The organism is Halorubrum sp. (genome assembly GCF_046498025.1).
In the GTDB taxonomy this organism is placed as follows: Archaea; Halobacteriota; Halobacteria; order Halobacteriales; family Haloferacaceae; genus Halorubrum.
The window spans coordinates 23,761-36,976 of the sequence record NZ_JAWOBM010000036.1 but is presented as its reverse complement, the minus strand read 5'-3'; the positions used below and the strand labels follow the sequence as shown (position 1 = coordinate 36,976).

At 67.8% G+C, this 13,216-nt stretch carries 13 protein-coding genes; 5 read left to right on the top strand and 8 right to left on the bottom strand.

What is annotated here, in order from left to right; genetic code table 11:
* The first annotated feature begins 41 nt into the window (after window positions 1-41).
* A complete protein-coding gene (locus R6U01_RS07700; protein ID WP_410285881.1) occupies window positions 42-896 on the top strand; it encodes a ZIP family metal transporter in 855 nt (284 codons plus the stop codon).
* A 75-nt stretch (window positions 897-971) separates the two neighbouring features.
* On the opposite strand, the gene R6U01_RS07695 is transcribed toward R6U01_RS07700, so the two are convergent.
* Window positions 972-1,709 carry an SOS response-associated peptidase gene (locus R6U01_RS07695; protein WP_410285880.1) on the bottom strand — a complete coding sequence of 246 codons (738 nt, stop codon included), beginning with the start codon at window positions 1,707-1,709 and terminating at the stop codon, window positions 972-974.
* 120 nt (window positions 1,710-1,829) lie between these two features.
* Here R6U01_RS07695 and R6U01_RS07690 point away from each other — a divergent pair, with 120 nt between their 5' ends.
* Window positions 1,830-2,594, top strand: coding sequence for a ribonuclease H-like domain-containing protein (locus R6U01_RS07690; RefSeq protein ID WP_410285879.1), 765 nt, complete (start codon window positions 1,830-1,832; stop codon window positions 2,592-2,594).
* 30 nt (window positions 2,595-2,624) lie between these two features.
* Here the strand turns inward: R6U01_RS07690 and R6U01_RS07685 are convergent, their stop codons facing one another.
* Window positions 2,625-4,067, bottom strand: a complete 1,443-nt coding sequence (locus R6U01_RS07685) for a polymer-forming cytoskeletal protein (RefSeq protein WP_410285878.1) — start codon at window positions 4,065-4,067, stop codon at window positions 2,625-2,627.
* Between the two features lie 196 nt (window positions 4,068-4,263).
* Between R6U01_RS07685 and R6U01_RS07680 the strand changes: the two genes are divergently transcribed.
* Together R6U01_RS07680 and R6U01_RS07675 are read left to right on the top strand one after the other, a co-directional pair.
* Entirely contained in the window at window positions 4,264-4,446 is a 183-nt protein-coding gene (locus tag R6U01_RS07680; protein WP_410285877.1) for a DUF5786 family protein, read from the top strand.
* 85 nt (window positions 4,447-4,531) lie between these two features.
* On the top strand, window positions 4,532-4,729 hold the full coding sequence (locus R6U01_RS07675; RefSeq protein WP_410285876.1) for a DUF5800 family protein: 198 nt from the start codon (window positions 4,532-4,534) through the stop codon (window positions 4,727-4,729).
* Between the two features lie 81 nt (window positions 4,730-4,810).
* On the opposite strand, the gene R6U01_RS07670 is transcribed toward R6U01_RS07675, so the two are convergent.
* The 6 genes from R6U01_RS07670 to R6U01_RS07645 form a co-directional block, all read right to left on the bottom strand.
* Window positions 4,811-5,902 (bottom strand): radical SAM protein, encoded by a 1,092-nt coding sequence (locus R6U01_RS07670; RefSeq protein ID WP_410285875.1) that lies wholly within the window; start codon window positions 5,900-5,902, stop codon window positions 4,811-4,813.
* Window positions 5,903-6,202: 300 nt separating this feature from the next.
* The gene (locus tag R6U01_RS07665; protein WP_410285874.1) at window positions 6,203-7,237 is read right to left on the bottom strand and encodes a tyrosine-type recombinase/integrase; all 1,035 of its coding nucleotides are present in this window, start codon (window positions 7,235-7,237) and stop codon (window positions 6,203-6,205) included.
* Window positions 7,230-7,610 (bottom strand): DUF5805 domain-containing protein, encoded by a 381-nt coding sequence (locus R6U01_RS07660; RefSeq protein WP_410285873.1) that lies wholly within the window; start codon window positions 7,608-7,610, stop codon window positions 7,230-7,232. Before R6U01_RS07660 ends, R6U01_RS07665 begins: the two co-directional genes overlap by 8 nt.
* A 514-nt stretch (window positions 7,611-8,124) precedes the next feature.
* Complete coding sequence (locus R6U01_RS07655; protein ID WP_410285872.1) at window positions 8,125-9,030, bottom strand: hypothetical protein; 906 nt, start codon at window positions 9,028-9,030, stop codon at window positions 8,125-8,127.
* A gap of 112 nt (window positions 9,031-9,142) precedes the next feature.
* Window positions 9,143-10,618, bottom strand: a complete 1,476-nt coding sequence (locus R6U01_RS07650) for a hypothetical protein (RefSeq protein WP_410285871.1) — start codon at window positions 10,616-10,618, stop codon at window positions 9,143-9,145.
* Between the two features lie 119 nt (window positions 10,619-10,737).
* The gene (locus tag R6U01_RS07645; protein ID WP_410285870.1) at window positions 10,738-11,571 is read right to left on the bottom strand and encodes an MBL fold metallo-hydrolase; all 834 of its coding nucleotides are present in this window, start codon (window positions 11,569-11,571) and stop codon (window positions 10,738-10,740) included.
* A 999-nt stretch (window positions 11,572-12,570) separates the two neighbouring features.
* On the opposite strand from R6U01_RS07645, the gene R6U01_RS07640 reads away from it, so the two are divergent.
* Entirely contained in the window at window positions 12,571-13,071 is a 501-nt protein-coding gene (locus tag R6U01_RS07640; RefSeq protein WP_410285869.1) for a HalOD1 output domain-containing protein, read from the top strand.
* Window positions 13,072-13,216: the final 145 nt, after the last annotated feature.

The window sequence follows — 13,216 nt, the reverse complement described above, 5'->3', positions numbered from 1 at the left end:
CGGTGCATACTTATAAAACCGGGAGAGTTCACCTGTAGACGATGGCGTCCGAGATCACTGCGGCGTTCGTCCGAGTCGCCGGGACGTCCCCAGTGATACAGGCGCTCGTCGGCGGCGTCGTCATCTCCCTGCTGAATCTCGTCGGCGCGTCGCTCGTCCTCGTCTGGCGAAACCCGTCCGAGCGAGCCCTCAACGGGATGCTCGGATTCGCGGCCGGCGTGATGCTCGCGGCGGCGTTCACGAGCCTCATCATCCCCGGCATCGAGGAGTACTCCGGCGGGAACCCGATCCCGACGCTCGTCGGCGTGGTCCTCGGCGCGCTGTTTCTCGATCGCGCGGACGCGCTGGTTCCCCACGCGCACTACCTTCTGACCGGCTCCCGTCGGACCGACGCGGGGAGACCGAACGAGACCCTCCCGGTCACTGACGAGCGGTTGACCGGGGTCGTCCTGTTCATCCTGGCCATCACGCTGCACAACATGCCCGAAGGGTTGGCCGTCGGCGTCGGGTTCGGTGCGGCCGGGGGCGACCCGGCACAGCTCGGGAGCGCGCTGTCGCTGATGCTCGCGATCGGGCTCCAGAATATCCCCGAGGGACTGGCCGTCTCCGTGGCAGCGATAAACGCCGGCCTCGACCGTCGGCTGTACGCCGCGGTCGCCGGGATCCGGGCCGGGGTCGTCGAGATCCCGCTCGCGGTGCTGGGGGCCGTCGCCGTCGCGACGGTCGAGCCCCTCTTACCGTACGCGATGGGGTTCGCCGCGGGGGCGATGCTGTTCGTCATCTCGGACGAGATCATCCCCGAGACCCACAGGAGCGGCCACGAGCGCGTGGCGACGCTCGGACTCATGACGGGCGTCGTCGTCATGCTGTACTTGGACATCGCGTTAGCGGGGTGATCGCTCGCGTCGAGGCCGGTCGCGCCGGACTCGCCCCCGCGTTCGATACCTCGCCGTCAGTAGACGCCGGGCGTTTCACCCGAGCCGTTCGATCAGCTCGGGCGCGTCGACGGCGGGGGAGTTCACCCGCGTCGAGACCGGGTACGCCGTCAGCTCGTCGGCCGGGTACGGGTCCAACAGCGCGGCGGCCTCGTCGGGGTCGCCGCGGAGCCACGTCCCCTCCTCGTCCGGGTCCAGGATCACGGCCATCCGGTGATGGAGGTCGGCGACGAGCTCGTTCGGTTCGGTCGTGACGACGGTGAACGTCTCCACCGGGCCGGCAGCGTCGGCGTCGGACTCGCCCTCGTCTCCGGACTCGCCGCCGAACGCGCCGAGCCCCGTCTGGGTCGTCTCCGGTTCGGGCGGCTCCCACCGCTCGTAGAGCCCCGCCATCGCGAACGGGCGGTCGTCTTCGAACGCGACCCGGTAGGGCGTCTTCCCGGAGCCGCCGCTCCCGTCGGGGCCGCCGCCGTCGACCCACTCGTAGAAGCCGTCCGCGGGGACGAGACACCGCCGGCGCTCGAACGCGTCGGCGAAGCTCCGCTTCTCGCGGACCGTCTCGGCGCGGGCGTTGATGAGCCCGAACGACTCGTCGGCCCACGATGGGGTGAGTCCCCACTCCATCCGGGTCGCGCGGTCGGGCGCCTCGCCGGCGATCACCGGGAGGTCCTGGCCGGGCGCGCAGTTGTAGCTGGGCTCGACCCCGGCGAAGTCCGCGTCGAACCGGGCCTCGAGGTCGGCGGCGGGAGTGAAGAGCGTGTAGCGGCCGCACATTGGTGTCGACGCTTGGGTCCGGCGACACTTAAATACGGCTCGGAGGGGAGGTCGGTGCCGCCCGCCTCCGCGGCCGCCGGATCCCGTCGGGTTTTTGCCCGCTCGCCGCCGCGGTCCGGTATGCGCATCGAGAACAGCTTCATCCCGGTCGAGGGCGTCGGCGAGACGACGGAGCGCCGCCTGTGGCGCGAGGGCGTCACCACGTGGGAGGCGTTCGACCCCGCCGCCGACGTCGCGGGCGTCGGCCCGACCACCGCCGACCGGATCGAGTCGTTCATCGCCGAGGCGCTGACGCGTCTCGACGACGGCGACGCGACCTACTTCGACCGCGCGTTCCCGGGCGGGGAGCGCTGGCGGCTCTACGAGAACTTCCGGGAGGAGACCTGTTTCTTCGACATCGAGACGACCGGGCTGGACGAGCACCGCGACCGCGTCACGACCGTGAGCTTCCACCGGGACGGCGAGACGACGACGCTCGTCGCCGGCGACGGCCTCACCGCCGATCGGCTCCGCGAGCAGTTCGCCGACGCCAGCCTGCTCGCGACGTTCAACGGCGCGCGGTTCGACGTGCCGTTCCTGGAGACATCCTTCGGGATCGACGTCGACACGCCCCACCTCGACCTCATGTACCCCTGCAAGCGGACGGGGCTCTCGGGAGGCCTGAAGTCGATCGAAAAGCGGATCGGTATCGACCGCGACCGCCCCGACCTGTCAGGCCGGGACGCCGTTCGGCTGTGGCGCGAGTACGAGCGCGGCGACGCGGACGCGCTCGACACCCTCGTCTCGTACAACCGCGAGGACACCGAGAACCTCCGGACGCTCGCTGACGTCGTCTGCGAACGCCTCCACGAGGACGTGTTCGTCGGCGCGGCCGCCGATATATAAAAGCGATCGAAATCGACCGACGGGCACCGGCTACGTCGCTTCCGCGTCGGGATCGACGGACGCCTCCTCCGTCTCGGAGCCCGATTCGTCCGCATTCTCGTCGGGACTCGGATCGCTTCCCTCGCTCTCTCCCGACCCGTCACCGGCGACCGTCTCGGCGTCTCTCACCGGCAGTTCGTCTGCCGACTCCTCGACGCTCACCGATCCGTCGTCGGTCGGCACCCGTCCGGCCTCCTCGTCGTCCGTTTGCTCGTCAGTCCGGGCGTCCTCGTCTTCTTCCGCGTCCTCTTTGGCATCGCTCTCTTCCTCTGCGCCGTCCTCTCCCTCGTCCTCTTCGGCGTCGTCCTCTTTTTCGCCCTCCTCGCCGTCGCCTTCCTCGCCGACTTCGCCCTCCTCGCCGTCGCCTTCCTCGCCGACTTCGCCCTCCTCGCCGTCGCCTTCCTCCTCGCCGTCGCCTTCCTCCTCGCCGTCGCCTTCCTCGCCGACTTCGCCCTCCTCGCCGACTTCGTCCTCCTCGCCGACTTCGTCCTCCTCGCCGACTTCGCCGCCTCCATCAGCGTCGTCGCCTCGGGTCGTCGGTTCGGCGTCGGTCGATTCCTCCGTCTCCGCCTCCGCCTCGTCGCCGGTCTCGGGGTCCGCTTCCTGCACCAGCTTCATCTCGCCGCGGGCGCGGAGGGAGCCGTCGATCTCCGCGCCGTCGTGGACGACGAGGTCTCCGGCGGAGACGTCGCCGAGCACCCGGGCGCCGGCCTCGATGGTGACCGTCCCGCCGCGGGTGGTGACGTCGCCGTGGATCACCGTGCCGGCGCCGACGGTCACGCCCTCGCGGGCGCGGAGGGAGCCGAACACCTCGTTTCGCTCGCCGACGCGGACGGACTCCGCCCGGAGGTTGCCGTGGATCCGGCAGTCGTCGCCGACGGTCGCGGGCGTCGAGACGCGCCACGCGTCGTCGGATATCTCGGCGCCGCGCGGGATCAAGAGGGGGTCCCGCACGTCGTCGCCGTCGGCGAGGGCCTCCGCGAGCTCGTCGGCCGCGTCGGTCTCGCCGACCCGCAGGAGCTGCGAGAGGACGATGAAGTAGAAGACGATGGTGGGAACGGGGTTCCGGATGACGATCCACCCGTTCGCCTCGAACCCCTCCTCGATCGACACGTCGTCGCCGATGTCGAGGTCGCCGGAGACCATCAGGCGACCGGTGACGGTCACCCGCTCGCCGAGGTACGCGTCCTCGCCGACCAGGACGTTGCCGTCGACGGTCCCCCACGTGTCGAGCCGGCAGTCGCCCTCGGCCTCGATGTCGTTCCCGACGCGCACGCGCTCGCCGATGGCGACGTTGCGGCCGCGGAGCCCGAACTCCACCGTCGACTGGCCGCCGACGAGCACGTCGCCGTCGACGACGAGGTCGTGCTCCTCGACGGTCGTCCCGGACGGGACCGCGAGCTCCTCTATCGGACCGTCTCCTCGCAGCGACACACCGGGAAAACTCCCTCCGCGCTTATAAACCGTGTGGGGCGTCTGACGGAGGTCTGACGGCGGGCGTCGCGTCGGATGGGTGCCGCAATCGACCGCCCCGGCCGACAGGGGTCGACCTCGGGCGTCGCGCGTGTGGCTCCCACCCGTACCGCCCGCAGGTCACTACCCTTTTGAGTCCGGTACTGGAGACTCGGGTATGGGATTCGGATCGTACGACGAGAGCGAGCAGCAGAATCAGGACGTCGACACGGACGACGACGGCGCCGTGAACGTCCACGAGCACGACCACGACGGCGAGGTCACCATCGAGGGCGTCGCCTCCACCGACGACCTCGTCGGGCGCCTCTCGGAGATGAAAGACGACGGCGACGACGAGTAAGCGCTCCCGCCGCAGCGACGGTTCCCCCACTGCCGGCCGCGGCCGTGTCACGCCCCTTTTATCCGATCGCCGCCTTCCGAGAGCTATGAGCACCGACCTGACGTTCACCGACGACGGCGTCGACGTCGTCTACGAGGGAACCGAGTTCAAACTGGAGAAGGACCTGATCGAGGAGGCGACCGGGAAGGGGTTCCGCGACGTCACCGATCACGAGGTGTTACAGATCGTCGCCGAGGAGCCGGACCTGGACGGCGAGCCCGTGCGGATCGGTGACGTGTTATAGCAGATCGCAAACGGCCACCACACCGACCTCGCGGAGCGGTACGATTTTCCGACCCGTCCGACGCATTCACTGCCCTGGCTCTCAGTCGGCCACGTCCCGCGTGACGGATTCCCCATCGGTCAGCGTCGCCGGCAGTTCGCCGTCGTACCCCTCCGGCACGTACGGACAGAGGGGATCGCTGCCCGTCGGGTCCCCGGTCGCCGCGAACGCCCGAGAGCGGCTCCCGCCGCAGACCTGTCGGAACTCGCAGGCGCCGCACTTCCCCGCGAAGCCGTCGGGGTCCCGAAGCGACTCGAACAGCTTCGAGTCGCGGTAGATATCGACGACGGACCGATCCCGGACGTTGCCCGCGGACTTCGGGAGGAACCCGGAGGGGTACGTCTCTCCGGTGTGGCTGACGAAGGCGAAGCCGCGTCCGGCCGTTATCCCGCCGCGTCGGCGGGCTCCCCCGTCGCCGTCACGCTGGAGTCCGACCCGGCGGTAAAACGGGGCCTCCGTGGTCTTGACGCCGAACCGCTCCTCCTCGGCGAACCCGTGAAGCCATTCCATTACCTCCTCGGCGCGGTCCGGCGAGATCGGGTCGAGAATCCGACCGCGGCCGACGGGCACGAGGAAGAAGACGCTCCAGAGCACCGCGCCGAGCGCTCGGACGCGGTCCCGGATCGCCGGGAGGTCGTCGACCGTCTCGGCGCAGACGGTGGTGTTGACCTGCAGGGGGAGTCCGACCTCACGGGCCGCGTTGGCGGCGGTCAGCGTGTCATCGAAACTCTCCTCGCCGCGGAACCGGTCGTGGCGCTCCCTGGTCGCTCCGTCCAGGCTGAGCGCCATCCGTCTCACCCCCGCGTCGGCGAGGGCCTCGACGCGGTCGGGAGTCAGCGACGCCGTCCCGCTGGGCGTGATCGTCATGCGGTGACCGCGGTCGTCGCCGTGTGACACCAGCTCGAGGAGGTCCTCACGGGCGAGCGGGTCGCCACCTGACAGGACGACCAGTTGCCCGTCCCCGAAGTCCGCGGCGTCGTCGAGGAGGCGCTTTCCCTCGGCGGTCGTCAGCTCGTCGGGGTGTCGCGCCGGCTTCGCGTCCGCCCGACAGTGGCGGCAGGCGAGCCCGCACGCCTGCGTCACCTCCCAGATCAACACCAGCGGACGTCGGTCCACGTCGAGGTCCTCGAACATAGGCTCCCTCGTCACGACGGGCTTACTCGACTTGGAGCCCACCCCGAACACGTTCAGGTACTGTCCCGGTCGCCGGTCTGCCCGGGCTCCTCGACCGGGTCGCGCCGGAGGTCGACCCGCCGAACGACCGATCCGACGGCGAGACCCCGGTGCGGTCGGTGATTTTCGAAAGTCTGCGTTCGAGCCGAGAGCGGGCGTTCGGCTGCCAATTCTATATAGCGAAGTATAATTTATACGTCTGAGATGCGACGCACTTCACGTCGGAAGTAGAACGACGGAATTCGGGCCTGAGGGTCGAGACTACCTCAGCAGCCGGTACACGTTGGCCTCGTACGTCTCCCTGACCTGGTCGCCCCAGTTGTGGGTGTACGTGTCGATCACGTCGTCGGCGACGTCACCGCGCAGGTACTTTACCACGCCGCGGTCACCGGTCCGGTCGCGGAGGTGCGTCGTGAAGAAGTGCCGGAAGTAGTGGGGCGTGACGTTCTCCGCGGCCCCGCCGCCCGTTCGGTACCACCCGGCGTCGCGGGCGTACCGTTCGATGACGTGTCGCACCGCCTGCGGGTCGAGCCGCTCGCCCCACCCCTCCGCCGTACCGACGAACAGCGGATCGGCCGGTGACGGGCTGTCCGGACGGATCGCCAGCCAGCGTTTCAGGGTCCTGGCCAGCTCGTCGTCCACGGGGATCACCGTTCCGCGCTTGCGCTTGTTCGACGCCGTCCTGACCTCCCCGTTCAGCGTCTCGCCGACGGTCGCGTCCGGTGTCACGTACAGCGAATTCGGCCGATCCGCGAGGACGGGGCGGGTCCCGAGCGCGTACGCGTCCCGAAGCTCGGGGTCGTCGACGGCGAGATCCCGGAGATCCAGGTTACAACACTCTCCGACGCGCATGCCGGTCTTGAGCAGGGTCACGACGAGCGCTCGGTGGAGCGGGTGCCGGATTCCCGCCACGAACTCGCGCATGGCCGGGACGGAGATGTCGCGTCGAGCCGGGTCCTTGTCGACGGTCTCGTCCATCTCCTCCATCACGAGCGTCATGGGATTGCCCTCGAAGGCACCCAGCTCGGTCATATAGCCGTAGAACCGATGCAGGTAGGCGGCGTACGTCGCGACCGTGCTGTCGGCGACGTCCCCGCGAAGCGAGTGCACGAAGGACATACAGTCGCGGTGCGTCGCCGACGAGGGGGTCACGTCCCCGTCGAGAAACGCCTCGAACTGTCTGAGGACGCGTTCGTAGGACTCGCGGGTGCGCTCCGTCTTGCCGTGATACGTGAGGTCCTCGATGAAGTAGCCGACCGGGTCTTCGATCTCCTCCGGTGCTCGCGCGCTACTCATCGGTGAGGGTGTACCCGCCTTTCCGTCCGTTGTACCGAACGCGGTTGCGATCCTGCAGCGCGTCGAGCGCGTCCTCCAGCCGGTCCTCGAAGTCGCCGACCACGTCCTCGGCGAGCTCCTCCCACGAGAGGGGTCCGTTGGCGAGCGCAGATTCCACCCTCGTTTCGAGGCTCTCACCCCGGGGGTCAGACCCCTGCGGATCGGGTTCGACGGGGTTCTCGGAATCGGCCGTCGAAAACCCGCGGCGACCGGCCTGTACCATTGTTCTGACGAACTCGCTCTGTGACATCCCGAGTTCGTCGGCGTGGGCCTGCCACCGATCCTTTTGCTCCGCGGGAACGTACGTCTTCACCGAGCGGCGGTCGTCGCTCATTGTTCGTTCCCGCGTACTCCGGCCGGCATCTTCAAACTATCCCACAATTCGGGATAAGGTCACTTATACTGGGTTCTGGCACTCATTTTTCGTCGCCATATTCTTTTTATCTAGATTTGTAGTACTAATAATTCAGCGAAGGGTCTTAGATTACTAGATAAAAATAGAACGCCGGAGCATTAATTGTCGGCCGTCAACGGTCATTATTTGTCCCGCGATATATATTCTACTTGACTGATTTGTTTGGAATCATGATGTGGCCGAGGTGTGGGTCAGTCGCGTGTCGTTGTCGCCGAGTGCGCCCACGTCTCTCTGCCAGACATCGTCTCCGTCTCACAGCGGCTCGCACAGAGCCTCGCCGTCGTCTTCACGGTGGGCGAGGACCCTCTCGAGAGTACGTTCTCGAGAGGAAGCTCCCGGGAGTGTCAAGGTTCTGTTGGGCAGGTCGCAGGACCCAGACGACACGTGCGGTCCCCGACGTGTGAATCGTATGTCGCTATAAAAACTGCCGCACTCAGATTCGGATCTCGGACGCCGCGTCGTCGACGGTGAGCGCGGCGATGGCGCGTTCGACCGTTGGGTCGAGCTCCGCCGAATTCCGCATCAGCACGGTCTCGCTCGGGAAGAGGTGTTCTCCGACGACGAGCCCGTGTTCGCGGGCGGTCGATCCGGTGACGGTGAGGTAGACGCCGAGCCCCGCCCGGGCGATGCCCGCCTCCTCCTCCTCGTCCGGAGTCGGATAGACGAACTCCACCCCGTCGAGCGCCTCCGTGCCCAGCACCGCGGTGACCAACCGCTCGTACCGCGGCGAGATACACAGCGGCCCCTCGTAGTCGACGAGGAACTCGCGACCCAAGTCGGTCCCCGGGTGGAGCCGCTCCGGACGCCCCATCAGGGTGTGGTAGACGGTGTCTCCGAGGCCGTTGACGACGCGAACGTCGGTGTCGACGGGGTCGATCCGCTCGTTGATGTCGGCGATCTCGCCGAGGCCCTCGGCCCGGATCCCCACGACCTCCTCCAAGACCAGGTCCGCCGAGTCGAACCCGAGCGCGAACTCGTGGGTCCGGAGGGCGCGGAACGGCTCCTCGCGGCCGACGAGCTTCAGCCTGACGTCTCCGAGATCGACCGTCGCGGCATCGAAGACGATCCGGCGCGGCTTCCCGTCGCGGTCGTCGCGCAACAGCGTGAACTCCGGTCGGGTCGGGACGGTCGGATCGGAGTACTCGGCCAGTCGCTGGTAGGGACCCTCGTCGGCGTCGACGCGGTCCTTGGTGATCGCCTTCTCGTAGCGGAGCGTGTTGCTCACGCTGTCCGCGAGGCCGTCCAGCCGGTCGTCGCGACCGACGGCCGCGATCCGTTCGAGGACCGCCTCCAAGGGACGGCCCTTCCGCGGGACGGCGACCGGTACCGGTTCGCTCATTGTCCGAGGTGGGACACCGCGGCTAAAACGGGTTGCGCTTTCGGACGGCGGAGACCGCCGAACGCCTTTTGAGGAGAAGGGTCAACGAGAACGACGCTGCGAACCGACGGGCTTACGGCCCGAACGCCTCGTTGAGCCGCTTGCGGAACGCCTCGAGCTCTTCGAGGTGGTCGTTGATGTCGTCGATCTCGGCTTGGACGTCGTCGAGGTCCTCCCCGAGCCGGTCCTCGATCGACGTCAACCGGGTGTCGACCTCCGCGAGGTCGTCCCACAGGTCGTCGAACTCCTCGTCGAAGCGCCCCATCCGGGACTCCACGTCGTCGACGCGGTCCGCCGTCGACTCGGCCGCGGCGGCGGCGGCGTCGACTTCCTCGTACAGGGTCTCGACGTCGTCGCCGACGTCGTCGAGCCCCTCGTCGAGCGCCTCCGTCTCCTCGTCGATCCGCGACACGTCTCCCGTGACGTCCTCGAGCCTCGCTTCCACGTCGCCGACGGAGTCGTCGACCCGCGAGACCGTCTCGCGGAGGTCGTCGCGGTCCGCGTCGGCCGCGTCGACCCTGACGTCGAGCGCGTCCATCTCGGTCTCGACGGCCGCTACCTTCCGGTCCAGCTCGTCGAGTATCTCCCGCGCCGTTCCCTCGCCGTCGATGAACTCCGCGAGCGCGTCTGCGTACGCCTCGATGTCGGCGACGCTCGACTGGAGGCGAGCGATGCGGACGTCGACGCTCCGGGGCACGCTGACGTCGAGCTCCGCGCCGATGGTCTCGAGGTCCTCGTCCGCCACCTCGCCGGCGCGGATCTCGGCCGCCAGGGCGGCGGCGAGGCCGCTTTCGGACGACGCGTCGGGGGCGGCGAGGGCGACTGATTCGACGCGCTCGGGGGACTCTTCGTCCGGTTCGGTCGCCCCGCTGTCCCCGGGCGACGGCTCCGATTCGGTCGCCTCCTCGGGCTCGTCGTCGCGGACCGTGACCGCCGCGGTACCGCCCGAAGAGACGGTTCGCGGCTCGGGGGCGGCCGACCCGTCGTCCGCGTCGTTTGGGTCCTCCGCCTCGGCGACCCCTTCAGCGTCGGTCTCGAGCCCCTCACCCGAGTCCGACTCGGACGCCCCTCTTTCGGCCGCGTCGGCGGTCGGTTCCTCTATGCCGGGCAGCGTGGCGCGGTCGCCGGAGAGGACCTCCCTGACGGCGTCGGCGTCGCCGGCCCCCAGCACGTCCTCGATCTCCTCGCCGACCGGGACGTGTTCGATGACCGGCGTGCCGAGGAACCCGTCGAGGTCGGGGTCGTCGTCGCGGATACCGAACACCGTCTCGATCGCGTCGCCCGGGTCGAGGACGCGTTCGAACTCGACGCGGTGGTCCTTGTACGCGGTCCAGTTCCCGCTCTCGTACTCCGGGTGGAACCCGATGCGGTCCATCGGGAACGACTCCGGAATGCGGTCCACGATGCGCACGCGCACGGGGTCCTCGCGGGTCGAGGAGAGCTCGTAGGTCACCGCGGGCACGGGGAACGCGTCGTCGGTGAAGGATTTCTCGACGCGAATACCGTCCTCGTCGACGGTCGTCGCCGCTTCTGCCGTCCGTTCGCTCATACCGAGACCCTTCCGGAGCAGGGGCTTAAAGTCCACGGGCCGGGTTTCGGCGTTGATAACGACCGAGACGCCGGAAGCGCGGCCGTGACCGTCTCAATGCGTCCGCGAGCGAATCGCCGCTACAGCTCGATCCGGTCGCCGATCTCGACGATCTCCAACCGGTTCGGGTGTTCGAAGCTCCGCACGTGTTCGTGGAGCGCGGTCGGATCCGCGGTCAGCCCCTTCCACATGTCCCAGTGCGTCGGGACGAGGCGGTCGAGTTCGAGGTCGTTCGCCGCCTTCGCAATCTCGTTCTCGTCGCTGTACCACTTCGTGCGGACGGGCTCGCCCGTCTCCTTGCTAGGGACCGCCCCCACCGAGCCGAACGCGAGGATCCCGAGATCGACGTCGAACTCGTCGGCGAGGTCCGGGAACGACGCCGAGGGCTTGCTGTCCCCGGCGTGGAACACGGTGCCGGCGTCGTGTTCGATCACGTAGCCGACCGGGTGCGTGGCGTCCGGGTCGTGCGTTTCCCTGACGTGAACCGTGAACTCGCCGATCCTCAGCTCGTCGCCCTCGGTCACCTCGGTGAACGCCCCCTCGTCGACGTCCCACCGCTCCGTCCAGCGTTCCTCCTCGCGTGCGACCGCGAGCGAGTCGTCCGGGGCGATCAGGTCGGCGTCGGTGTTCGCGAGAATCGGCGCCTGCGAGGGGCCGTGGACGTGGTCGGTGTGCTCGTGGGTCGCGAGCACCGCGTCCGCGACATCGACGTCGTCCGGGTCGAAGGGGACCGGGACCATCCTGATCGTGCGGGGCGGGTCGCCCGTGCCCACGTACGGGTCGATCCAGAGGACGGTGCCCTCGCTCCCCTTGAGCGCGAAGCCGTTACAGCCCAGGTACCACAGCGCCACCGTGTCGGGGTCGGCGTCCGCGACCGCGCGCGGCAGCCAGTCGCCCCAGTCGGAGTCGGCCATGCCGGTCGTGCGGTGGCGCGCGTGGTAACGATTCCGGAGTTTCGTCGAAAACGTGACCGTTCGAATCCGATAGTATTCGTCTGAGACGGAACAGATAAATCGCATAACGCTATACAGAAACCTGGCGGGGAGGGTCGTCGCTTTCGGTTGGACGAGCGCTTCCGACGGCTTCGTCGTCAGACGGGAACAGGGATGCGCTCGGTCAGTTCGATCGCGCCGCTTCCGCGTCGGGCTACGACAGCACCCGAGCGACGACGGCGTCGTTGAGGCGGCGATTGAAAAGCGGAGTCTGCAGCGGGAAATCCGATGAACGCCGCCGCAGAGGCGGTGTAGGCAACGGACATTCGCGCGACGAGTTCGGCCAGTAGGCCGATATCGGCCGCGGCGCAAACGGAAGTGAATCGCCGACACGAGCTCGGTAGCCCGAGACAGCGACTGTAGCACAGGCCGAGAAGCGGGAGACACTGAGAGCCGTCAACCTGTGCGGTACCGAACGGCCGCGTCGGGCGGACGACTCGTGATTTTGCGAGACAACCTCTGGACCCGCGTCGACACCGACGGCGGCTACCGGTATCGGGGGTGACACGCCCTCCGATCTTCTCACCCCAACTGTCCGGTGGGCCTGTTCGATACCGGAGTGTTCCGCCAAACCGACTTTACTGCTACCTGCGATTGCGTACCTGTCGGCGCTTCCGTTACGTCGACACCGTTGCCGAGTCGGAGATGATGTCAGGGGAGTACTGTGTGGCTCGCGGGGGGGCACCGAGCCACACAGGTTTCCGTTTCTGGTCTGTCAGTCTAACGCCAATTCGATATCCACGGTTACGGCCGTGCCGTGACGTGTACGGACGGACATCCGATAAGGATCGACAGTCACGGACATATACGGTATGGGTCGTGAGAGCCGAATCAGTCCGTGAAACAAGAATTGATAACTCAGTGAGTGTACCCGCTATGGATTCTGACACCCTAGTTACCCGGTTCGATCAGACGAGCAGGTTGTCGACGCTCGACGCGGTGCTCGATGCCGTCTCGGAATTCACACACACGGACGCGGAGGAGCTTCGATGTCTCAATCGGTATATCGACGGCGATGCGATCTGCATGCTGTTCGGTGATTCGGGCAGTTCGACGACGCGCATCGAGGAAGGGACCCTCACCTTTCGATACGACGACGTGTTCGTGACACTGACGCACGACGGGTGGATCGAAGTCGTCGATGCCGACGAGTTCCGCGCGCCCCCGACGCCCCGCGGGCTCTCTGCCGACGCACGCGCACAGCGGTCGACCGAGGCGGCCCTCAACGTGGCGGCGACGGCCCTCGCTGAGGCCGAAGAACACATCTGGACCGCCGCCAGTTCCACGTCGAACGACGACCTCGTCGATCCGCTCTGGGCAGTAGTGGAGCGGCTCTGGGCCCTGCAAACGTCGCTCGAAGACATGGCGTCGCAATCTCTTCCGACCGAGACACCGGCGACACGACCCAATGAGCGGCGGTAGCGTAACGACCGCACCCTCGCTGTTCGACCTCGCCGTCCATCTCAACCGAGAAGACACGTTGAGGGGCGCGATTGACCGGACCATAACCGCGGTGCAGACCGTGATAGAGGACGCCGCGGTGGCCGTGTGGCGAACCCCCGCGGGG